The organism is Sphingosinicella sp. (genome assembly GCF_013911755.1).
GTDB lineage: Bacteria > Pseudomonadota > Alphaproteobacteria > Sphingomonadales > Sphingomonadaceae > Sphingosinicella.
The window spans coordinates 44,184-65,353 of the sequence record NZ_JACESP010000007.1; the positions used below are offsets into that span (position 1 = coordinate 44,184).

Here is a 21,170-nt window from a genome sequence, read left to right on the forward strand (position 1 = left end):
ATAGCTGTCCGACTCGAAGCGGGAAAGGACGAACGGCATGAGCGATTGTGGCTGCGAAGCCGACGAAAAGCGGGCAGGCGTCGACCCGGCCTATCGGCGCGCGCTCTGGATCGTCGTCATCCTCAACCTCGGCTTCGGCGTGATCGAGCTGGCCGGCGGCTTCCTCGCGCGATCGCAGGCGCTCAAGGCCGACTCGCTCGATTTCATCGGCGATGGATCGATCACCCTCGTCGGGTTGATCGCGCTCGGCTGGACCGCGGTCGCGCGCAGCCGCACGGCATTGGTCCAGGGCTGCTTCCTCGCCATCCTCGGCCTCGGCGTCATCGGTTCGGCGATCTGGCGCTCCTTCCATGCGATCCCACCCGAAGCCGATCTCATGGGCGGCATCGGCATCGCGGCGCTGCTGGTCAATATCTCCGCCGCACTCGTACTCAGCCGCTTCCGCAACGAAGGCGATGCCACCGCGCGCGCCATCTGGCTGTTTTCGCGCAATGACGCCTTGGCCAATGTCGCCGTCATCGTGGCGGCCGGCCTCGTCGCCGTGACCGGTGCGGCTTGGCCCGACCTTCTCGTCGCGGGCGTCATCGCGCTGCTCTTCCTCCACTCGGCCTATGATATCATCCGCGATGCGCTTGGAGAGATTTCCTCGCACAAGGCTGGTGTGGCCGCAGAGTGACGTGCTGGAAACCCGTCGTTTACTCGTACCACTGACGGTATGCCGACGATGTTCCTCGCGGCGCGCAGCTAAACCGCGCGGGGCGCCCTTGCCCGATTGAACCAGAAACCGGCGGTAAGGATGATTGCGGCCGCAAGCTGCGCCAGCACCGTCTGAAACGTCGGGTATATCCCCAAGATCGGAACCCGGGGAAATCCGGCCAGCGGCGTAACGCCGAACAGGCCAGCCTCCTGCAATCCGCCAATGCCCTTTCCGGCCAGCACGACTGCCAAGATAGCGATCAACGCCGCGCTCCATGAGAAGAACTGCGTGATCGGAAGTCGAGCGCTGTAGCGCAGCATCGCCCAGGCGATCAGGCCCAGCAGAACCGTAGCCGTCGCAGCCCCTGCCAGCAGAGCGCCGCCATTCCCCTGTGCCCATAAGGCGGCGTAGAAAAGGATGGTCTCGAACACCTCGCGATAGACCACGAGGAAGGTCAGGCCGAACAGAAACCATGCCGACCGGCGCGACAGCGCGGCGGAGATTTTCTCCTTGATATAACGCTGCCAAGCTTCGGCATTGCTCTTGCCATGCATCCAGATACCGACCGAGATCAGGATGATCGCGGCGAAGAGCGAACCAAAGCCTTCAGTGAGCTCGCGCGATGCCCCGCTGACCCCGATAAAGTAGGTTGCCACGAACCAGGTCAACGCCCCTGCGGCAAGAGCCGAAACCCAGCCGCCATGGACATATCCCATCACGTCGGTTCGCCCGGTTTTGCGAAGAAAGGCCATCATGGCGATGACGATCAGCAATGCCTCAAGGCCTTCGCGCAGAAGGACGCCGAACGCGCCGAGAAAGCTGGAAGACGCGCTCGCCCGCTCGGGCGCGAGGGCCGCCTCGGCTTCGACGAACAGCCGGGCCACTTCGGCATTTGCCGCCTCGACGTCCGCGACCGGGCGACCCCTTCCGATAGCCGAACGCAAATTTCCCATCGCCAGCTCGATCTTTGCCATGAGGTCGGGATTGCGCGCGGCAAGAACCGGTTCGACTGGTTCAAATCCATCGAGATAGGCGGATAACGCCAGATCGGACGCGGCGCCGCGGTTGCCGGCGGCATAGGCTTTCAGGCTCGCTTCGAGGCGCTGGCGGGACAGCGCCAGCGAGCCGGCCGGTTTCGCAACGACGGCTTCGGGCTGGCGACGCAAGAAGGCAGTCAGCGGCCCGGCCTTGCTATCCCCAAACTCGCGCGCAAGCTGGGCGGGAGTCTTGGCCACGAGGGTCGCAAGATCGGGTATGGCGGCCCGAACCGGCGCGTCCCTGTCCCATATCTGCCGACCGGAGGATCGCGAAGATTCGGGAAAGGCAAGGCTGCCGATATAAAAGGACAGCGCCCAGCGATCGCCGTCGGGAAGGTCTTCGAAACTCGCCATCGACGTGCCCTCAAGGCCTTGCGAAATCACCTGATAGAGCGCGAACAGGCTGCGCTCGCGCGCGCGCGCCGCGTCGGTGAAAGCGATCGGTGGCGGATCGAGCCCCGCGGCGCCCGGACCGTTTCCAGCGCCGGTCGCGCCATGACACACGGAACAATTTTCCGCGTAAAGCTTCGCGCCGCGCGCCAGATCGGGAGCCGACCGCGGCGCCAGCGGTACGGGATAGCTTCCCAGCAACGCCTCGGCGAGCCCCCGCGATTGTTCTTCGACCGTCGCCGGCGCAGATTTCGCAGCGATCGATTGGCGCAAGGTGGCGGCGCGAGCCACCAAATTCGGCTTCGCGGTTTTCTGCGGCAGTCGCTTCAAACGCGCTTCGACCTGCGCGGCAAACTCGGTCATCTCGGCATATTCGGCTGGACTGATTACCTTGCCGCCCGACACCGCACCGGGATAATCAACGGCAACATAATCGAGCAGCCGCCAAATGGTCTGAACTTCGGGTTCGCTCGCGCGGGCCGGCTGGAGCGCGATCAGGGCCAAGAGCAGGACAGCCAGAGCGCCGCGCCCCAGCGCCCGCATCGGTGCGAATGAATTTCGGTTCAGGGTCATCGCCACGCAAGCCACCTTTATTGAGAATGATTTGCATTGACTGATTAAGTCTTGGCAATCAACATAGAATCGGCATCTTTGGCTAACCTGCGATCGACAGGACCAAACTTCCGAGGGCGCAACGCCAACGGGCGCGAGCGTCTTGCGCTGCTTCGAACCGAGTTACGCTCGGTCCATGCGAGCTCCTTCCTGACCAGATGCCGCCCCTTCAGGAAGATATGCGCATTGGAAAGGCAGACTTCGCATTGGCGATTTCCTTGCCTGCTGGTCGGGCTCGGTCGGCGATGCCGTTCCCCATCGGCACTTCGCCGCGCAGGCGGTCTTTGCCGACGATCCGGTCGAAGTGACCGACAGCCAGGGGCAACGCTACAAAGGTCGGTGCCTGCTCATCGAGCCCGAAGCCGTTCACTGTCTTCTTCCGGCGAGCGAGGCGGAGCTCTGGTATGTCGAGCCGACGATCCAATTCGGTCCGCCCGACGATCTGAAAACGCGCCTGAGCGGCGTGAAGCCGATCAATATCCCAACCGGCCGCGGCACGGGCTTTTGGAAGGCTTGGCTCGCACTGGAATCGCGCCGACCGCTCGATGCGCGCATCGTGCAAGCCGCGACGACGATCGATCGGCTCATCGGGGCAGGACCCGTCCGGCTTGCCGACGCCGGCCGGGAGAGCGATCTGTCGCTCGGACGGTTCCGCCATCTCTTCACCGCCGAAATCGGAATGCCGTTCCAACGCTATGTACTGTGGCGCCGTTTGCTGATCGCGTTCGACGCGATCGGCAGGCAGCGGAGCGCGACGGAGGCGGCGCACATGGCGGGGTTCAGCGACAGTGCCCATTTCGCGCGCACGATCAAGACGATGTTCGGCATTTGCGCGAGTGATCTCATGATCGAGGGATAGCCCCTCCGTTCAAGCGCGGATGGGATGGCCGCCGTTAAAGAAGGGTCATGACCGACACCGACAGAGATTTCGTACCCGCGCTTGGCAAGAGCGGTTCGCTCGACCGCTATGACGCCGCAATCGCACTCATGACCCGTGAGAAAAGGTGGCGAAGAGACTTGCTGAAGCTTGTCGCAGCGCAACCGGGCGATCGGATTGTCGATATCGGTTGCGGCACGGGGACCCTGGCGATCGCGTTGAAGGAAGGCGAGCCGGAAAGCGAGATTTTGGCAGTGGACCCCGACCCGGCCGTGCTCGAGATCGCTCGAACCAAAGCCCGCACTGTCGGCGCCGATATCCATTGGTTCGAGGCAATGGGCGATGAGCTGGATGGGATCGCCGCGCTTCAGGGATGCGACAAGATCGTCTCAAGCCTCGTTTTTCATCAATGTTCGATGGAGATCAAGCAAGCCATAGCCGCGCAGATGCATCGCCTGCTCAGGCCGGGCGGCCAACTGTTCATCGCCGATTACGGCGAGCAGCGCGCGCCCCTGATGCGCATGCTGTTTCGCCAGATCCAGTGGCTCGACGGGGTCGAATATACCGAACCCAATGCCCGCGGCTGCATGCCAGACACACTCGCAGCCGCCGGGTTCGACGCCGTGGAAGAGGCAAAGATCATCGCGACGCCGACCGGTTCGATTTCAATCTATCGGGCGGAGCGGTAACGGCCTTCGCCCACCGCGCGATCGGGCCTAGCCGCGCCAGTGGCGCCCGCGATGATGATGGTGCATGCGGCGCTTCTGGTAGCGTCGTTCATAGCGATCGCGCCGCTCGTAGCGATGATCATTGCCGCGATAATAGCGATCATTCGAGCGATAGCCTCGGTCACAGCCATGATTGGGTACGTCGTGGCGCGCCGAGCGATAATCGCGGTCGTGCCCCCGCGGGGCGTTATGGTCGCGGCTCCAGCCGCCACGATCGTCACGATGCTGGGCAAGGGCTGTGCCCGGAACGGCGAAAGCGAGCATCGCCGCCACGATGGTCAAGAATTTGCGCATGTCAGTCTCTCCTTTTCGGCTTCCAGCAATTCGCCCTCGTCTTTGAATGCCTTCTGAATATGCCGTCTTCGCCCGCGACGGGGCGGCGATCCGGGTCATATTTGCGGCAAGGTGGCCGGAATCTTGCGCATCAATTGCGGTGCGGAGGCCCCGCCCCGGCCTTCGCCGGGACGGGAATTATCACTTGCCCTTCGCAGCGACCGCCGCGCGAACCACAGCTTCGAGCTGTTCCGGCGAGGAATTGGGCAGTTTTTGTCCATTGATGAAAAAGGTGGGCGTTCCGCGCACGCCGACAGCGCGCGCATCCGCGATGTCCTGCTCCGCCCATGCCATCGCCTCGGCCGAGGGCATGGCGCGCGCCTTCGCGACATCAAGCCCCGCCTTTTCGGCAGCCGCCCATGCCGCGTCCATCCTGCCGTCATGCCAGTCGGGCTGGGCTTCGAGGACCGCGGCCATCACGGGCTCGAGCTTGCCCTGGACACGTGCGGCCTCAAGCATAACGATCGCTTCGGCCGATCCAGGGTGGAGGGGAAGATAGCGCATCACCAGCCGCACATCTTTCGGATATGCGGCGAGGATTTCCTTCACCTTGGGAAAGAATGCGCGGCAGGCTTCGCATGACGGATCGAAGAATTCGACGATGGTCACCGGCGCATTTTTCGGCCCGATGACGGCCGAATGCGGCCGGATGAGCGCATCGACGGGACCGGCGATCACCTTTGGCGCAGGTTCGCCGGCGACCGATCCGCTGTAGAACATGGCGCCGCCGGTGAATGCGAGCGCCGATACGACGAGGGTGGCTACCACGCCGAAACGTCTGTTCATGATTTCAGTCTCCTTTGGAAAATGAGCAAAAGCCCGAAAATGGCCGAGAAGGCAGCGAGCGACAGCAGCGGAAACGGCACGCCAGCGACGCTCATCGCTTCGCCCGAGCAAGACGGCCCGCCGTCGCACGGAACGATCGGTGCGGAGATGAATCCCACGAAAAGGAGCAGGTGATAGAGGGCGACAAGCCCGCCCCCCGCCGCCAGTGCGAGCCCGTAGGGCACGACATGGCGGTCTGACCGGAAGGCGGCGATGGCAAGCATGATTGCCAGCGGAAACATGAAGGCGCGCTGGAACCAGCAAAGGACGCACGGGGCCTGCCCCATCACCTCGCCGATGAAGATGGCCCCGAGGCTCGCGGCGAGCGCAACCAGCCAGGCGACGAACAACGCTGACCAAGCGGCGCGATCTCCGGCCCGCGCTTCGCGGACAATCCGGCTCACGGTCGCCGCCCGCCTTTCGGTCGCATGACCTTCGCCGGCGGCTTGGCGCGCGGCCGAGCGAGATATTGGGTCAGGAAGCGGTCGGTTTCGCTGAGAAGGACTTCAAAATTTCGGCGCGTCTTGGGCAGGCTGAGCCGCGCGATCAGGCCCTTGCAGCTTATGGAGTGGACCAACTGCGCCCCTTCCGGCGCGGGCTCTATCCGGAAATGTTCCTCGATCGAAAGCAGCAGCCGGCTCAGCTTTACGTCGAACGCGAGGTGCGCACCCGGCTCGCATTCGGACACGGTTGCCGTCACGCGCCAGAAGCGCGGATTGGCCGGATTCATCCTGAAGGAATATTCGACCACCGCCCCGCGTTCGGCGAGACCTTTGGGCCGGACATAGGGGTTCCAGCGCCCATAGTGGTCGAAATTCACCAAAACGTCCCAAAGCTGCGCCGGCGACCACGGCAGCAGCGTCTCCTTTGCAATCTCAAACACACTCACCCTCCCGTATTGGCTACGCCGCCGCGGCCCGGTTATTCGCGATAAGCCAGAAGCCGCAGCGCGTTGGCGACGACAATGAGGGTCGAGCCTTCATGCGCCGCGACCGCCGGACCGATCCCGAGGCCGAAGATCGTCGCCGGCACCAGCACGACGACGACGCCGAGGCTGACGACCATATTCTGCCGGATGATCGAGCGGGTACAGCGGCTAAGTCCGATTGCGAAAGGCAGATGCGACAGGTCATCCGCCATCAGCGCGATGTCGGCGGTCTCGAGTGCGACGTCCGAACCCGCGGCGCCCATCGCGATCCCGACGGTCGCGCTCGCCATCGCCGGGGCGTCATTGACGCCGTCGCCTACCATCGCGACGGGCATCTCGGCGCGAAGCTTTTTGATGGCATCGACCTTTTGCTCAGGCATCAGGTCACCCCATGCCTCGCTGAGACCGACTTCTGCAGCGATCGATTCAGCGACCTTCTGATGATCGCCAGAAATCATGATCATGCGACGAATACCGAGCTTGCTGAGACGCGCGATCGTCTCGCGCGCCGCGGCGCGCGGCGTGTCCATGAGGCCGATCGCACCGAGATCGCGCGTTCCCCTGCGCACGACCATCGTTGTTCGGCCCTTCTCACGGAGCTCGGCGATGGCGGTCGCCATTTCGGCCGATAGCGGTGCGATGCCGTCGGTGCCGAACATTTCGGCCTTGCCGATGCTGACGATTTCGCCGTCGACCTTGGCTTCGACCCCGCGGCCCGTCAGGCTCTTCAGATCGGTGGCAACCGGAAGCGCGGCGCCGGGAAAAATCTCCCGGCCATCGCGTGCGATGGCGGCCGCGAGCGGATGATCGCTCAGGCTCTCGACTGCGACTGCAATGGCAAGCAGCTCTTCCTTGGTGACCCCAGGCGCCGGGATCGTGTCGGTTATGCGCGGCCGTCCTTCGGTCAGCGTTCCCGTCTTGTCGAAAGCGAGCGAGGTCAGCGAACCGAGATTTTCGAGCGGCCCGCCGCCTTTGACGAGGACGCCGCCGCGCGCGGCGCGCGCGACCCCGGAGAGCACGGCGCTGGGGGTGGCGATCGCCAGCGCGCAGGGGCTCGCCGCGACGAGGACGGCCATGGCGCGGTAGAAGCTGTCGCGGAACGGCTCGTCGACGACGAACCCTGCGAAGAGAAGGAGGAAGACGAGGCCGAGAACACTCGGCACGAATATCCGCTCGAACTTGTCGGTAAAGCGCTGGGTCGGGGATTTCTGGGTCTCGGCCTCGTTGACCATCTTCACGACCTTCGCGAGCGTCGTGTCGGTGGAAAGCCGGGTGACCGCGATTTCGATCGCGCCTTCGCCATTGATGGTGCCGGCAAACACGCGATGTTTCGCATCGAGCGTGTCGGCGCGCAGCGCGGCCTCTTTGGCATCGGCGACCGGTTCCTTGTCGACCGGCACGCTCTCGCCGGTCACCGGCGCCTGGTTGACGCTCGATCGGCCGAGGACGATGAAGCCATCGGCCGGGAGCCGCTCATTGGGTTTGACGATGACGATATCGCCGACCACCAGTTCCTCGACCGGAAACTCGCGCACTTCACTGTCGCGGCGAACAAGCGCGGTTTGCGGCGCCAGTTCCGCCAGCGCCTCAATGGCCCGCTTGGCACGCCCCATCGCATAATGTTCGAGCGCATGGCCGAAGCTGAAGAGAAAGAGCAAGAGCGCCCCTTCGGCCCAAGCGCCAAGCGCGGCGGCACCCGCCGCGGCGACGAGCATCAGCGTGTCGATCTCGAATCGCTTGAGCTTCAGATTCTCGATCGCCTCGCGCAGGGTGAACCAGCCGCCAAGGCCATAAGCGGCAATATAGAAAGCGAGCGAAACCCAGGTCGGCGCGTCGGCCACCTTCTCGATCGCGAAGCCGACCCCGAGCACCGCCCCGCACAGCAGCGCGACATAAAGCTCGGGGTTCGCGCCAAAAATGCCGCCATGGGCATGTACATGCTCCCCTTCGGCATGCTCGGCGTGATCATGGCCACTATGATCGCCGATCTCGTCGTGTGCGTCCTTCACCGGCGTCGCCGCTATTGCGGTCGCCGATTTCGGATAGACGCCCATATCGGCCAGCGCCGCGCGGATCCGGTCGAGCGATATGTCGGTTCGGCTGAACTCGACGCGGATCATCCCCGCCGCGCTCGCCTCGGCTTCGACGACGCCGGGAAGCTGGCGCAAACGATCACTCACCGTTCGGGCGCGCCGCGTGTGTCCGAGCCCCTCGACGTCGGTCCAGAGAAGATGCTGATATTGGTCGGTCAGTGCCGCCCCGGCACTTCGGGCGAGCTGGCGCACCCGTTCGAGCGGCACGACGTCGGGATCATAGTGGATACAAAGCTGGACGGGTGCGTCGCCCTGCGCGGCAACGACATGCGCCTTTTCGACGCCCGGCCGGCCCTGCAGTTCGCCGGACAACCGTTCTAAACAGCGGTCCGCCTCATCGGGCACCTCCGGAAGCAAGAGTTCGATATCGAGCCTGACCGTTTCCGTCATCTTTCGATCCTTTTAGTTGACCACTTGCGCATGCCGGGAACCATTCGTGTTCCCGCTATATCGAGCCGCCATTAGAACTTTTCTCTTCGCCGTGTGCGTCGCGCAGAATCTCGACGGCGCCTTTGATCGCGATCCCGGCGGTGGCGAGGCCGACGAGCAGGTCGGGCAAGTTGCTGCCGAGCCACAGAACGAGCGCGCCGGCGACAAGAATCCCTCCGTTGGAAACGAAGTCGTTGAAACTGAACGTCTTCGCCGCACGGACGTTAACGTCGGGCTTCTCCAACCGTTGCAGCAACCGCAGGCAGATGTAGTTCACGACTGCGGCGACCGCGGATATGATCATCATTGTCGCTCCGATAGGCTCGCTACCCATGATATAGCGGCGGCCGACATCGATCGGGATGGCGATCGCGAACAGCAGTAGCATGACGCCCGATGCCTTCGCAGCGCGGGCTTTCCACTGGTCGCCGCGAGTTAGCGCGGCCAAGCTGATCGCATAGACCGCGACATCGGCCGTGTTGTCGACCCCGTTGGCGACGAGCGCGCTCGAATCGGCGAAAATGCCGCTGGCGAAGAAGCCGCCGGCAATGGCGGCGTTAAGCAGGAGGACGGCCCACAAGGTGCGCCGTTCGTCAGGGCGTTCGCCGCCGTCATCGGGATCGATTGCGGCGGCGGGAGGTTCGGGTGCCGCAGCCATTTTAGTTCGCCGTGCCCGGACTTGGGCGCCCCGCCTGGTCGCGCCGTTCCAGCCAGTTTAGTATGACAGCGATCTCCTTTTCCTGCGCCGCGATTACCGATTGGGCGAGCGCGCGCACTTCGGGGCCACTGCCATGTTCAAGCACGACCTTGGCCATCGCCACCGCGCCTTCATGATGCGGGACCATCGAGCGCATGAAGTCGGTATCGGCGTCGCCGGTGAGGACGACCGCCATATCCTTGTACATCCCATCGGCGACCGCCCCAAAGGCCTTGGAAGTGGAGGTCGCCGCCGCATGCTGCATGGCGCCATGCCCCGCGCCGTCCGCGGCGCTATCCTGTTTCGCGGGCGCGCACGCAGCGAGGAACATTGCCGGCAGGAGAATTTGAAACTTCATCGGACGGCCTCCGGAAAAGCCGATGGCGGCGGATAGCCACCATCGGTTTCGCCATATCGCGCAGCACTAACATGAACTTTGCTCACTCGGGCTGCCCGCCCTTCTTGTCGTCGCCCGGCAGGAAGACCCGTTCGCCGAGCGCGGTAACGTCGGTGTAGTCGCCAGCCACATGCTTGTTGTGTCGTCCGCGGAGCAGCAGATGGCTGATAGCGGGGAGGACGAACAAGGTCAGCAGCGTCGAGGTAATCAACCCGCCGATCACGACGATCGCGAGCGGTTTTTGCACCTCGGCGCCGGTCCCGGTGGCCAGCGCCATCGGCACGAAGCCGATCGCGGGGACGATCCCCGTCATCAGCACCGCCCGGACACGCTCCATCACGCCTTCACCAATGGCGACATCGACAGGTTTGCCTTCGTCGATGCGCTGGTTGATGCTCGACATCACGACAAGACCGTTAAGCACCGTCACGCCCGACAGCACGATGAAGCCCACCGCCGCCGAGACCGAGAAGGGAAGCCCGGTCAGGAGCAGCGAGAAGACGCCGCCGGCGAGCGCGAGGGGAATTGCCGAGTAGACAGCAATCGCCTGGCGCACGCCGCCCAGTGCCATGAACAATATGCCGAAGATGGCGACGAAGATGATCGGGATAACGATCGACAGACGCGCCGACGCAGCTTGCAGATTTTCGAACTGCCCGCCCCATTCGATAAAGCTCCCGGTGGGAAGCTTGACCTGCGCATTCACCTTTTCCTGCGCTTCGGCGACGAACGAGCCCAGGTCATTGCCGCGGACATTGGCTTGCACCACGACGCGCCGCTTGCCGTTTTCGCGGCTGACCTGATTCAGGCCTTCCGAAAAGCCGAACCTCGCCAATTCGCTGAGCGGCACCGATGCCCGCGCGCCGCCTTCGCCCGGAAGGAGCACGGGAAGCGCACCTACCGCGTCGAGATCGTCGCGCGTGGCCCGGTCGAGCCGGACGACAATATCGTAGCGCCGGTCGCCTTCGAACACGATCCCTGCCTCGCGCCCCCCAAGGGCCGCGGCGACCGTATCGCTGACATCCTGAAGCGTCAGGCCGTAACGCGCGATCGCGTCGCGGTCGAACTGGACATCAAGCACGGGGAAGCCCGCGGTTTGCTCGACCTTGACGTCGGCGGCACCCGGAACGGTGTTCAGGATCGCCGCCACCTGCTGCGCGGCGCGGCCCATTTCATCGAGATCATCGCCGTAGAGTTTGATCGCGATGTCACCGCGTACGCCCGCGATCAGTTCGTTGAACCGTAGCTGGATCGGCTGGCTGATCTCGAAGGCGTTGCCGACGAGCGGTTCGAGCTTCTTCTCCACCCGCTCGATGACGTCGTCCTTGGTGCTCACGCCATCGGGCCAGGCATCGCGCGGCTTCAAGATGATGAAGGTGTCCGACGCGTTGGGGGGCATCGGATCGCTGGCGACCTCCGCCGTACCCGTCTTCGAGTAGATGAAGGCGACCTCGGGAAGCGACGAGACCGCCCTTTCGACCTGCAGCTGCATTTCCTGCGACTTGTTCAGCGATGTCGAGGGGATGCGCAGCGCCTGCATTGCGAGATTGCCCTCGCCAAGCACGGGGATGAACTCACTGCCAAGCATCCCGAAGACGAGGATGGCGGCGGCAAAAGTCCCGCCACCTGCACCGATCCACGGCCAAGGGCGCGCGATGACGCGCTTGAGCACGGGCTCGTAGCGCGTCTTCACCCAAGCGATCGCGCGCACTTCCTTCTCAGCGACTTCGCCGCGAATGAGCAGCGCGACCATTGCCGGGACGAAGGTGAGCGATGCAACGAACGCACCGGCGAGCGCCAGCAGCACCGTAATCGCCATCGGCGAGAAGGTCTTGCCTTCGACGCCGGTGAAGGTGAGCAAAGGCACGAATACGAGAAAGATGATTGCCTGCCCGTAGATCGTTGGCTTCACCATTTCGCGCGAGGCTTCGAACACCTCGTGCAGCCGCTCGCTCAGCGAAAGCAATCGGCCTTCATGATGTTGTCGTTCCGCCAGCCGCCTGAGGCAGTTTTCGATGATGATGATCGAACCATCGACGATCAGTCCGAAGTCGAGCGCGCCAAGGCTCATTAAATTGCCCGATGTCCCGGTAATATTCATGCCCGTGCCCATGATCAGGAACGAGATCGGGATCACCAAGGTCGCGATTACCGCGGCGCGGAAATTACCGAGCAGCCAGAACAGCACCGCCGCGACGAGTAGCGCGCCTTCGGCGAGATTCTTCTCGACGGTGCCGATCGTTGCATCGACGAGCTGCGATCGGTCGAGCACCGGTTTTACGACGATGCCCGGCGGCATCGATTTCGCAACATCCTTCAGGCGCTCAGCGGCGGCCGAGGCCACGATCCGGCTGTTGCCGTCGGCAAGCATCAACACTGTGCCAACGACAAGTTCTTTGCCATTTTCCGACGCCGAGCCGGTGCGCAGTTCACCGCCGATCTGCACCGTCGCGATGTCGCGGACCATGACGGGAACACCGCCGCGGCTAGCAACGGTCGCACGGCCGATTTCGTCGAGCGAGCGGATGCGGCCGTCGGCGCGGACGAGGAAGGCCTCTCCGCCGCGTTCGATGAAGTTCGCGCCGACCGAGATGTTGGCTCGCTCGAGAGCTTCGGCAAGCTCGGAGAAAGAGATGCCGTAGCTCGCCAATTTGGTCGCGTCGGGCTGGACGACGAACTGTTTTTCATAGCCGCCGATAGAATCGACGCCGGCGACACCCGGCACCGTTCGCAGCTGCGGACGGATAACCCAATCCTGCACGGTGCGCAGATAGCCAAGCTTGGCAACATCATCGACGAGGATTTCGCCGGTTGGAGTCATGTAGGAGCCGTCGGGCTGGAAACCCGGCTTCCCTGGAATTTTCGGATTGTCCTTGGTCGCGGTCGGCGCAAAATCGACCGTGTACATCAGCACTTCGCCAAGGCCCGTCGAGACCGGCCCCATCTGGGGTTCGGCGCCGTCGGGTAAGGTGCCCTGAGCCTGATTGAGGCGCTCGGCGACCTGCTGCCGCGCGAAATAGAGATCGGTATGATCTTCGAAAATCACCGTGACCTGGCTGAACCCGTTGCGCGAGATCGATCGCGAACTTTCCAGTCCCGGAATGCCAGCCATCGCGGTTTCGATGGGGAAGGTCACGAGGCGTTCGATGTCGAGCGGCCCGAGATTGGGCTGGACGGTGTTGATCTGCACCTGCTTGTTGGTGATGTCGGGCACGGCATCGACGGGCAGCTTCAAGAGCTGCGTGAGGCCATAAGCCGAGATGATGAGGGTGAGGATGACCACACCCCAGCGAAAGCGTATCGACGCGTCGAGGAGTTTTTCGATCATCTCAATGCTCCGCCTCGCCCTTGCCGATTTCGGCCTTGAGCAGGAAGGCACCGCGCGTTGCGATGACCTCGCCAGGCTTTACGCCGTCGACGATCTCGATGCGGCCGCCGCCGCGCTTGCCGGTGACCACCGTGGTCGCCTGGAAGCCCATGGCGGTCTTGACGAAGACAACCTCGCGGCCTTCGACGGTCTGCACCGCCTCTTCGGGCAAAGCGATCAGGGCGGAGCCTGCACCACCCTGCGGTTTGATGCGTGCGCGAAGGCCCTGACCGGGCGTCAGCCCGGCAATGCCACCGGGAATGAGTATGATTGTGGCGCTTTTGCTCTCGGGATCGAGGCTGGGGGTTGCCGAGCGAACCCGTGCGTCGACCGTCTCGCCACCGAGAAGTTCGATGACCGCGGTATCGCCGGGCTTGATCCGACGCGCATCGGCCGCGAGCACCGATGCATTGATCTGGATACGATTGGGGTCGGAGACGCGGAACAATTCGGTTCCGGCGAGCACATAGGATCCGAGCTTGGCGTCGGATTTCGTGATTCGCCCGGAAATAAGGCTCGTCACCGCCAGGGTGCGACCGTCGCCCGAAACCTTGGCGGCAGCGGCAGCCGACTGCGAACGCCGTGCTTCGGCCTCGGCTTCGGCAAGCGCGGCGGCGGCGGCTTCGAGATCCTGCTTCGCGGTAATCCGCGCATCAAATAGCTTCTTCTCGCGCGCATAGGTTGACCGAGCGAGGGCGAGGCGGGCGCTGGCCGCACTCCGTTCGGAGGCAATCGCGGCCGCATCGCGGCTTTCCATCACTGCTACCGCTTCCCCGGCACGCACGGCGTCGCCGAGACGGCGGTTGATACGCGTAATCGCTCCATCTGCACGCGCCGTCAGAACGGCCTCGCCTTCGGGCGTCGCTGCCACGACTCCCTGCGCAAGTATTTCCGAGCCGAGGCCGCCAGCCTGGATCGTCTCGGTGACGATGCCCGCGCCTTTGGCGCGCGCCTCGTCCATCAGAATCTGCCCTTCGACATGTCCTTCCTCTTCTTCCTCGGCGGATGCCGCGGGTGCGGCGGCCTCGGGAGCGGTCATCGAGCGACCGATCAGGATACCGCTGCCGCCCAACAGGAGAGCCCCGACCGCGACGGCGGCCATGAGGCGATTCTTGGTTTCGAAGATTTGCATGATTTTCAGTTCCCTATTGCGCGTTCGCGCGGCCCAGCGCGGCAAGGGCGCGGGCGCGATCGAGCTGCGCTTCGATCAGTTTGAGATTGGCGCTGGTCAGCGCCTCCTGGGCGTCAATCAGTTCGATGAGCGTGAACTTGCCTTGTTGGTAGCCGATCTCGGCGACCCGCGCGGCTTCACTCGCCTGGGAAAGACCGGCTCCCGACAAGGCGGAAACCCGTTCGTTCGCCGCCGCCAGCATCAGTTCAGCGCCGCGCCGCGAGAAGCGGGTATCGAGGCGCGTCTGGGCCAGCTGCGCTTCGGCGGCTTCGCCACCGGCGCGCGCGGCAGAGATGTTGCCGCGATTGCTGTTAAACACTGGCAGTGGAATGGAAACACCGACGATGAAGGCGGTATCCTTGTTTTCGCGGAAGTTGCGAACTCCTCCCGATGCCGTGATGTCGGGCACGCCCTCGGCCTGAGCTAGGTGTACTCGTGCCGAAGCGGCATCTCGCTCCGCCGCCGCGAGGCGTTCGTCGAGGCTCTGCGCATCGGCCGGCAAGGCGGGCGGCGGCGGAAGATCCTGAGCGATGACCGACAGCTCGGGATCTTCGCTGCCGATGAGCAGGGCCAATTCTTGCCGCGCCGACAGAAGTTCTGACTGCGCGCGCAGACGTTCGGCCTTTGCCTCCGCCAGCAGGGCGTCGGCCCGCAGCTTCGTCAGCGGCGGGTCGCGACCTACATCAACGAGCGCCTCAGCGATGCGCGCCAGCTCGACCGCCCTTTCTTGGACACTGTCGGCGAGCGCTTCCCGATCCTCCGCCGCGCGCAGTTCGGCGTACGACACGATAATGTCGTGGATGAGGTCGGCGTCGGCCATTCGTAGCGCGATCTCGGCGAACGACCGCTCGGCGGCGGCGACCTCCTTGCGCGCGCGCCTTTTTCCCCCGAGCTCGAAAGGCTGCGACACCGCAATTGTGGTCTCGGTCTGGCGAAAGGTTCGATAGGGTCCGGTGCCGCTGAAATTCTCGACTTCGGCGGATATGGTGGGATTCGGACGCACACCCGCCTGCATGGCACGTCCCACGGCCGCCTTAAGTTCGGCTTTGGCCTTGGCGAGCCGTGGCGATACGTCTCGTCCGCGCGCCAGCGCGTCGGACAAAGAGACAGGTTCGGCGAACGCGGGTTGCCCTGCCATTGCCAGCGTCCCTGCGAACAGCAGGACGCCCAGTGATTTCGACATAAGTACTCCTGATCAATGCAAAAGGGCGCAGGCGAATGCCTGCGCGGGGCAATGATCAGGCGGCGGGAGGCTCGGTTGGGGGGGCGGGGGCGCGTGAAGCGAGCGCAACAGCTGCGCGCGCGAGATGGATATCGCGCGCCGGCCAGCTGCCAGGCATCTCGGACGCGTCGGAAAGCAGGCCTGCGGGGCAATGATGATGGTGGAGAAGCGCGTTGCCGTTCGGAGCACTGTCGTCGGGGGTCGCGTCGTGCGCGGCCTCTACAAAAACATGCTGATGCACATCAACGCCCACCGGTGCAGCGTCATAAGCCATGGCCAGCGTATCGAGGCCCGCCATAAGCGCTACAATGAGCAACAATAAGTGGACCAAGCGGTTTCGCATCTAACGCCGGTTAGCAGCCGTACAAAATACAGGCAAGTCAGGAATTCGCCGCGGCCAAGACTGCAAATCCTGTGGCTGGCGTCCGTGCAAAGTGGCTGAGACTAGAACATTGTTCCCAGAGAGCTTTGCCCAGACGGGTTATCCAGCCACACTCCAGGCTGTCAATGCTCGGCGAATCCGCATCAATGCCAAGCTCATGTGATGTTGGACGCCCTTGTCGCCGATGCCGAGGTGTTTCGCAATCTCCGTATAGGTCATATGTCTCGTCCGGTGCATCATGAAAACGCGCCGGGTCCGGCGCGACATGGCGCGGAGTGCCCGCCCGTAAGCTCGCCGCAAGTCGGCCTCCTCGATTCGCCATGTCTGCTCCGGGCAGACGGGGGCGTCGCAGCCTTCGTCGAAGGGAAAGATGACGGCTTGCGACTGCTGTTGCTGGCGCGCGCGGTCGATCAGCAGATTGCGGGCGGAGCGGGTCAGGTAGGCCTGCGGATTGTCCATCCGCTCGAAAGCGCCGCTGCGCAGCAGGCGAGCGAAGGTCTCCTGCATCAGATCGGGCGCCTCGTCGCGACCGACCCTCGTCCTGAAGTAGCGCAGCAGTCGCCCGTGCTCGGCCCGATAAAAGGCCGCGAACGCGGCGGTCGAATCGCGCGTCATGGCCGTGCTCCCCGGCGTTCACGCGCATAGAGCGGTGCATCGCGCGCGGCACGGTACAGCGTGATGCCTGCCTCAATGCGGTCGAGAATGAACGTGTCCCGTTCGGTCCTGGCGATGCGAATGTCGGACTTGGCGAAGATTTCAAGATCGACCGCGCAGCGGTCGCCGAGTTCGCGGTCGATGACCGTGCGGGCGCGGCGCCAGCAGCGGTCATCAGTGAACAGCGGATGGTTGACGACGATCCAGAGTTCGTAGTCAGAAAAGGCAAGCGTGTGCCGGTCTTCATACCAGGAGCGCCGCGCATAGGGGCCGATCAGGATGATCCGCTTGATCTGGCCGGGCTCGGGCGCCTGCACCTGTTCGGGGTCGAAGCAGCCGCGCACTATGCGCGCGATCCGTTCAACCTCACTCTGCTTGCGGCGGATGAGATGGTCGACGCGCGCCATCACGACCTCGCGCGCGTAAACGTCGATAGGGGGTGTCATATACAGCTCGCACACCAGCGGTCCGCGCGTTCATGCGCGGATGTGCAAGCGGTGTCCGCTGCGTGCCGCAGATGCGGCTTACAGCAACTGCCCGACCATAATGGCCGAGCCTGCATGATGCCTGGCAGGGTTATCCCGGAGATGGCCGCCAGTCATTCCATCCCGTGGCAGGAATATGCCAGAATCCGGGCGGTTCGGCAAGTTGCCGGGAAGTGGCGGGTTTATTTGTTCGCCGCCGCTTCCAATTCGGCGACGCGCTCAGAACAGACCTGATGAACAACGCGCCCAAGTTCCTCGACACGGGCGCCGAGCCAAGTCAGCTCTTCATCGCTGATCTTGTAATGCTTGGAGTAGCGGGCCTTCGTGTAGGCTTCCTTCAGCTTCTGAAACATGGCGCGGTCACGACGATTGTCCTCGGGCCATATCCCGAACAAGCGCCGGTCCAATCCTTCAGCGAGAGAACGCAAGAAAGCGATATTGTGATTGTATGGCGTATAGTATGTCAGCGTGAGCAAAAGGCAGGAATAAAGCCGCTCTGTGGTTTGGTGAAAATCAAACGCTGCGTCCTTCAGCAAGCCTTCTCCCATAGCGTACTTTGCGAGTTTCTGACGCGACATCGCACTTGCGATGCCGTCTTCAAAATACTCTTTCGCCGCCGCTAGGGCTTCTCCCGGTGATTTGGGTCGGGGGGCCCGTAGTTCGCGGTCGTCCGCCTCATAAAGCGCGACACCGTCTTTGGCGACCTCCATGAAAAAGACGCGGCCATGCGCGAGGCCGTCGTTCACCTCATGCAGAGAGTGGACGATGAAGTTGACCGGCGTGCGTAGCGTCTTCTCGATCGTATAGGCCCGGATCAGTCGTTCCTCGGCTTTGGCCCAATAGGTGGCGCGGTCGGTCAGCTCCTTCTGGCTGACGATGATGAGGATGTCGTAGTCGGACTTGTACTGGTTCGCCGAGAGCGGCGCATCGACCCAATTGCCGCGCGCATGGCTTCCAAACAGGACGATTTTAAGGATACGCGCGCCCTTGCGCCGCCCGACCGCGTTCTCGGTCGCCTCGCGAAACTCGTCAAAAATGATCTCGACGATGCGCTCAAGCTCGCGCTGCTTCGCGGCAGGGAGGTGGTCGATATCGGTGCGCATAGCCCGGATTCTTCGCCTTTCTCAATGTTTTGGCAAGCGCTATCGCCAAGAGCTCCTTCGGCGGCGAGAAGCACGTTGCTGGTGTCACACATGGCGACCACAACCGTGTGGCAATAACCACTCTGCGGACCACTACATTACAGGGGCACGCCAGCCCTACCCAGATAACCCCAGTGATCGCGGTGCACGCCACGCCTCGGAGCTATTCCAAGACCAACGATCAAGAGACGTCTATACAGGCAGGCGGAGAGAGTCGGTCACTCCGCCCACAACAATAATCGATACGTCTACAGCGCATCTGTTGCCGGGCGTCGCTATCGCGACAAGCTGAACCTTCTCTCCTCAGGGGTCTGGATTGATTCTGATCTCGACGAGTAGACGGGAAACTTCCGTTACGTCATTCACGTTGAGCTCGCCGTAGAAACTCTTGCCCACGAACGGGTGGCTAATCATTTTTGGCAGATAAGTATCGGTCTTTGCGATGATCTCTCCGGATTTGGTCAAGGCTTCCAAGTGGATATGACCATGCGTGTGACCGTAGTTTCCGCGGCGCACTTTACCCCAAATTTCAACACCCTGTTTACCTCGATAGGCGTGGACCCATTGGATGGTGTAAGGCTCGCTGAAATTCTGCGTAATCGGAACTTCGAGCTTAGGTCCTAAAGCGCAACCACCGGTTGCGAGAACGACTGTCATTGCGGTTACGAAAAGTCTCGCTCTTGATAGCATCGTACTATGCCTCTCATATTTTGGAGTTATCGGCGCGGCCCCTCCTTCGGGTTTGCGCGTCGTTCTGCCCTGAATCCTCAAATTTTTCATGTCGATGCACCGGCAGGTAAAGTGCCGGGACCGACAACAGTGTCAGGAGCGTTGACGAGACGGTCCGGCCAATCACCGGTGGCGAGTGCACGCCGTACAGCCTTCTCAAGGCTGATCGGCTCGGCTCTTGCGGCATTTGGCAAATGCAGCACCGTCCCGGCCAAAAAGCCGGCGGCCATTTTCAATAGCATGGGATTAGCTCCTGAAACGTAGCACATCACGGGCCGGAATTTTCCCGACCCAGCGAAGGGGCATTTCAGGCTAGGGGCGGTTCCGTCGGTTGGTCCGGCGTCAGTGAGAGAAGCACCGTGGCTTCTCCCGGCCAGAGAATTTTCCTGCTAAAAAAGGCGAGCTCGGCGGCATCCCTCGCATCACCTACCACCGTCATGGGACAATGGATATGATGCGCGATTGGTTGCAATTTGTCGGTAGCGCCATCCTGCGGGGATTGTTCATGGTCATCTATATGATGCGCGCCCGCAACTTGAACGAATTCCACTCCAAGACCACGCTGCTCGTCATGGGCTTCTACGGGCGTGTGAAGTCCGGCGCACAACACCGAAAACAGAACCAGAATCTGAAGAACAATGCGCCCCATCGACTAACTTTTAGCAAAGCGCATCAATTTTTCAAAACAAATCATCAATGGTAGTCCCACCATCACTATGGTTCTGAAATGTGCATACGCCAGAGCATATGCTGGGCGATCGCGCGGTCACCATCACCGCGAGCGCGAAGCGAAGTGATTTGCTCTGGACCATAACGGCAATCAACTGCAGTCATGTTGCCGCATCCGCGCCGGAAAGTTCGCGCCGTGCTTGCTTTATGACTTCCAGACCGCCTTGCAGGCCCAAAAAGGCAATAATGAACGCTGCAATGATGTCGGGCAGACCGCTACCCGTCAAAAGCACGGCGAAACCTGCTGCAATGACCAGCAAATTGTTGATCGCATCGTTACGTGAGCATATCCAAACGGAACGCATATTAGCATCGCCTGACCGAAACCTGTAAAGCATCAGAGCAACCGTTACGTTGACGAACAGCGCAAGTGCGCCGATGCCGCTCATCATCCAGGGTTCGGGCTGGCCTCCAGCGAATAATCCCCAAATGGCCGAAATCAGGACGCCGAGAGCAAAAGTAAATATAGTAAAGCCCTTGATCATCGCGGTCCGCGCGCGCCAGGCTAATGCCATTCCCGTCACGCCGAGGCTAATCGCGTAATTTGCCGCATCACCCAAAAAATCGAGCGCGTCAGCCTGCAGGGAGCGGGAACCCGAGACGGCACCAGCTGCAATTTCGATCAGGAACATTAGGGTGTTGGCTGTAAGGGCAATCCAAAGGATGCGTCTCCACGCCGGATTGGCATGTGACTGAACAGTTTCGCACGAACTGGTGCAGCACGTACTTCCCATCGCCAAACTCCTTGGTTCATTCGAGTCGGCCAATTATATGGACCCTGTAGCAACTACAGGGTCAAGTCGTGAAAATTGGGAAGCTCTCGCTGACCACCGGCACTAACGTCGAGACGATCCGTTATTATGAGCGGATCGGCCTTTTACCCTTGCCCGACCGCACACCTGCCAATTACCGGTCCTATGGGTGAGTCACACCGAGCAAGACTCGCGTTCATACGTCATTCGCGTGAACTTGGCTTCACCATCGAAGACATTCGCTCGCTTCTTGACTTGGCGGACCATCCAGACCGGGAATGTTCGGCAGCCGACCGCATCGCCAGTCGCCATCTTGAGCAGGTCGAGACCAAGATTGAGCATTTGCTCAGACTTCGTGACGAACTGAAGCGCCTGATCGGCGACTGTCGGGGCGGTCTGGCGGCCGATTGCCGCGTCATCGAAGCGCTTGGCGACCACGCTTTCTGCGAAGTACATCACGCATGACGTATATCACTGCTAAGTTTCGCTCTCCG

Annotated in this window: 22 protein-coding genes and 1 pseudogene; 5 read left to right on the plus strand and 18 right to left on the minus strand. The window is 62.4% G+C overall.

Annotation, left to right across the window (positions count from 1 at the left end; genetic code table 11):
• Positions 1–37: 37 nt before the first annotated feature.
• A complete protein-coding gene (locus tag H2052_RS06825; RefSeq protein ID WP_293779499.1) occupies positions 38–676 on the plus strand; it encodes a cation transporter in 639 nt (212 codons plus the stop codon).
• Positions 677–744: 68 nt separating this feature from the next.
• On the opposite strand, the gene H2052_RS06830 is transcribed toward H2052_RS06825, so the two are convergent.
• Positions 745–2,697: a cytochrome c/FTR1 family iron permease gene (locus tag H2052_RS06830; RefSeq protein WP_293779698.1), complete on the minus strand. Its 1,953-nt coding sequence runs from the start codon at positions 2,695–2,697 to the stop codon at positions 745–747.
• 343 nt (positions 2,698–3,040) lie between these two features.
• Between H2052_RS06830 and H2052_RS06835 the strand changes: the two genes are divergently transcribed.
• Together H2052_RS06835 and H2052_RS06840 are read left to right on the plus strand one after the other, a co-directional pair.
• Complete coding sequence (locus H2052_RS06835) at positions 3,041–3,595, plus strand: AraC family transcriptional regulator (protein WP_293779501.1); 555 nt, start codon at positions 3,041–3,043, stop codon at positions 3,593–3,595.
• Between the two features lie 47 nt (positions 3,596–3,642).
• Complete coding sequence (locus H2052_RS06840) at positions 3,643–4,302, plus strand: class I SAM-dependent methyltransferase (protein WP_293779503.1); 660 nt, start codon at positions 3,643–3,645, stop codon at positions 4,300–4,302.
• A 27-nt stretch (positions 4,303–4,329) separates the two neighbouring features.
• On the opposite strand, the gene H2052_RS06845 is transcribed toward H2052_RS06840, so the two are convergent.
• From H2052_RS06845 to H2052_RS06920, 16 genes are all read right to left on the minus strand, one after another.
• Complete coding sequence (locus tag H2052_RS06845; RefSeq protein WP_293779505.1) at positions 4,330–4,635, minus strand: hypothetical protein; 306 nt, start codon at positions 4,633–4,635, stop codon at positions 4,330–4,332.
• A 180-nt stretch (positions 4,636–4,815) separates the two neighbouring features.
• The gene (locus H2052_RS06850; RefSeq protein WP_293779507.1) at positions 4,816–5,460 is read right to left on the minus strand and encodes a thioredoxin domain-containing protein; all 645 of its coding nucleotides are present in this window, start codon (positions 5,458–5,460) and stop codon (positions 4,816–4,818) included.
• The gene (locus tag H2052_RS06855; protein ID WP_366484326.1) at positions 5,457–5,894 is read right to left on the minus strand and encodes a disulfide bond formation protein B; all 438 of its coding nucleotides are present in this window, start codon (positions 5,892–5,894) and stop codon (positions 5,457–5,459) included. The genes H2052_RS06850 and H2052_RS06855 overlap by 4 nt, the downstream gene beginning before the upstream one ends.
• A gap of 5 nt (positions 5,895–5,899) precedes the next feature.
• On the minus strand, positions 5,900–6,382 hold the full coding sequence (locus H2052_RS06860) for an SRPBCC family protein (RefSeq protein ID WP_293779511.1): 483 nt from the start codon (positions 6,380–6,382) through the stop codon (positions 5,900–5,902).
• 38 nt (positions 6,383–6,420) lie between these two features.
• Positions 6,421–8,910: a heavy metal translocating P-type ATPase gene (locus H2052_RS06865; protein ID WP_293779513.1), complete on the minus strand. Its 2,490-nt coding sequence runs from the start codon at positions 8,908–8,910 to the stop codon at positions 6,421–6,423.
• 55 nt (positions 8,911–8,965) lie between these two features.
• Positions 8,966–9,607, minus strand: a complete 642-nt coding sequence (locus H2052_RS06870; protein ID WP_293779515.1) for a cation transporter — start codon at positions 9,605–9,607, stop codon at positions 8,966–8,968.
• Position 9,608: 1 nt separating this feature from the next.
• Entirely contained in the window at positions 9,609–10,004 is a 396-nt protein-coding gene (locus H2052_RS06875; protein WP_293779517.1) for a DUF305 domain-containing protein, read from the minus strand.
• Between the two features lie 82 nt (positions 10,005–10,086).
• The gene (locus tag H2052_RS06880) at positions 10,087–13,371 is read right to left on the minus strand and encodes a CusA/CzcA family heavy metal efflux RND transporter (protein WP_293779519.1); all 3,285 of its coding nucleotides are present in this window, start codon (positions 13,369–13,371) and stop codon (positions 10,087–10,089) included.
• A 1-nt stretch (position 13,372) separates the two neighbouring features.
• Complete coding sequence (locus tag H2052_RS06885; protein WP_293779521.1) at positions 13,373–14,542, minus strand: efflux RND transporter periplasmic adaptor subunit; 1,170 nt, start codon at positions 14,540–14,542, stop codon at positions 13,373–13,375.
• Between the two features lie 13 nt (positions 14,543–14,555).
• A complete protein-coding gene (locus H2052_RS06890) occupies positions 14,556–15,764 on the minus strand; it encodes a TolC family protein (RefSeq protein ID WP_293779523.1) in 1,209 nt (402 codons plus the stop codon).
• Between the two features lie 55 nt (positions 15,765–15,819).
• Complete coding sequence (locus H2052_RS06895; RefSeq protein ID WP_293779525.1) at positions 15,820–16,101, minus strand: hypothetical protein; 282 nt, start codon at positions 16,099–16,101, stop codon at positions 15,820–15,822.
• Positions 16,102–16,284: 183 nt separating this feature from the next.
• Positions 16,285–16,800, minus strand: a complete 516-nt coding sequence (locus H2052_RS06900) for a sigma-70 family RNA polymerase sigma factor (RefSeq protein WP_293779527.1) — start codon at positions 16,798–16,800, stop codon at positions 16,285–16,287.
• Positions 16,797–17,285, minus strand: a complete 489-nt coding sequence (locus H2052_RS06905; RefSeq protein WP_293779529.1) for a hypothetical protein — start codon at positions 17,283–17,285, stop codon at positions 16,797–16,799. Before H2052_RS06905 ends, H2052_RS06900 begins: the two co-directional genes overlap by 4 nt.
• Before the next feature lie 221 nt (positions 17,286–17,506).
• Complete coding sequence (locus H2052_RS06910) at positions 17,507–18,427, minus strand: HEPN domain-containing protein (RefSeq protein WP_293779531.1); 921 nt, start codon at positions 18,425–18,427, stop codon at positions 17,507–17,509.
• A 342-nt stretch (positions 18,428–18,769) separates the two neighbouring features.
• Entirely contained in the window at positions 18,770–19,123 is a 354-nt protein-coding gene (locus H2052_RS06915; RefSeq protein WP_293779533.1) for a hypothetical protein, read from the minus strand.
• Between the two features lie 119 nt (positions 19,124–19,242).
• Positions 19,243–19,437 (minus strand): hypothetical protein, encoded by a 195-nt coding sequence (locus H2052_RS06920; RefSeq protein ID WP_293779535.1) that lies wholly within the window; start codon positions 19,435–19,437, stop codon positions 19,243–19,245.
• 209 nt (positions 19,438–19,646) lie between these two features.
• Here H2052_RS06920 and H2052_RS06925 point away from each other — a divergent pair, with 209 nt between their 5' ends.
• Positions 19,647–19,898: a hypothetical protein gene (locus H2052_RS06925; protein WP_293779537.1), complete on the plus strand. Its 252-nt coding sequence runs from the start codon at positions 19,647–19,649 to the stop codon at positions 19,896–19,898.
• A 127-nt stretch (positions 19,899–20,025) separates the two neighbouring features.
• Here H2052_RS06925 and H2052_RS06930 read toward each other — a convergent pair whose 3' ends face one another.
• Positions 20,026–20,658, minus strand: a complete 633-nt coding sequence (locus tag H2052_RS06930) for a cation transporter (protein ID WP_293779539.1) — start codon at positions 20,656–20,658, stop codon at positions 20,026–20,028.
• 68 nt (positions 20,659–20,726) lie between these two features.
• On the opposite strand from H2052_RS06930, the pseudogene H2052_RS06935 reads away from it, so the two are divergent.
• Positions 20,727–21,141: pseudogene (locus H2052_RS06935) on the plus strand (helix-turn-helix domain-containing protein).
• Positions 21,142–21,170 lie beyond the last annotated feature (29 nt).

Coding starts and splice junctions, on each gene's coding strand:
- H2052_RS06825 (WP_293779499.1), top strand. CDS start 38: ATGAGCGATTGTGGCTGCGAAGCCGACGAAAAGCGGGCAGGCGTCGAC.
- H2052_RS06830 (WP_293779698.1), bottom strand. CDS start 2,697: ATGACCCTGAACCGAAATTCATTCGCACCGATGCGGGCGCTGGGGCGC.
- H2052_RS06840 (WP_293779503.1), top strand. CDS start 3,643: ATGACCGACACCGACAGAGATTTCGTACCCGCGCTTGGCAAGAGCGGT.
- H2052_RS06845 (WP_293779505.1), bottom strand. CDS start 4,635: ATGCGCAAATTCTTGACCATCGTGGCGGCGATGCTCGCTTTCGCCGTT.
- H2052_RS06850 (WP_293779507.1), bottom strand. CDS start 5,460: ATGAACAGACGTTTCGGCGTGGTAGCCACCCTCGTCGTATCGGCGCTC.
- H2052_RS06865 (WP_293779513.1), bottom strand. CDS start 8,910: ATGACGGAAACGGTCAGGCTCGATATCGAACTCTTGCTTCCGGAGGTG.
- H2052_RS06870 (WP_293779515.1), bottom strand. CDS start 9,607: ATGGCTGCGGCACCCGAACCTCCCGCCGCCGCAATCGATCCCGATGAC.
- H2052_RS06875 (WP_293779517.1), bottom strand. CDS start 10,004: ATGAAGTTTCAAATTCTCCTGCCGGCAATGTTCCTCGCTGCGTGCGCG.
- H2052_RS06880 (WP_293779519.1), bottom strand. CDS start 13,371: ATGATCGAAAAACTCCTCGACGCGTCGATACGCTTTCGCTGGGGTGTG.
- H2052_RS06885 (WP_293779521.1), bottom strand. CDS start 14,542: ATGCAAATCTTCGAAACCAAGAATCGCCTCATGGCCGCCGTCGCGGTC.
- H2052_RS06890 (WP_293779523.1), bottom strand. CDS start 15,764: ATGTCGAAATCACTGGGCGTCCTGCTGTTCGCAGGGACGCTGGCAATG.
- H2052_RS06895 (WP_293779525.1), bottom strand. CDS start 16,101: ATGGCGGGCCTCGATACGCTGGCCATGGCTTATGACGCTGCACCGGTG.
- H2052_RS06900 (WP_293779527.1), bottom strand. CDS start 16,800: ATGACGCGCGATTCGACCGCCGCGTTCGCGGCCTTTTATCGGGCCGAG.
- H2052_RS06905 (WP_293779529.1), bottom strand. CDS start 17,285: ATGACACCCCCTATCGACGTTTACGCGCGCGAGGTCGTGATGGCGCGC.
- H2052_RS06910 (WP_293779531.1), bottom strand. CDS start 18,427: ATGCGCACCGATATCGACCACCTCCCTGCCGCGAAGCAGCGCGAGCTT.
- H2052_RS06915 (WP_293779533.1), bottom strand. CDS start 19,123: ATGACAGTCGTTCTCGCAACCGGTGGTTGCGCTTTAGGACCTAAGCTC.
- H2052_RS06920 (WP_293779535.1), bottom strand. CDS start 19,437: ATGCTATTGAAAATGGCCGCCGGCTTTTTGGCCGGGACGGTGCTGCAT.
- H2052_RS06925 (WP_293779537.1), top strand. CDS start 19,647: ATGATGCGCGATTGGTTGCAATTTGTCGGTAGCGCCATCCTGCGGGGA.
- H2052_RS06930 (WP_293779539.1), bottom strand. CDS start 20,658: ATGGGAAGTACGTGCTGCACCAGTTCGTGCGAAACTGTTCAGTCACAT.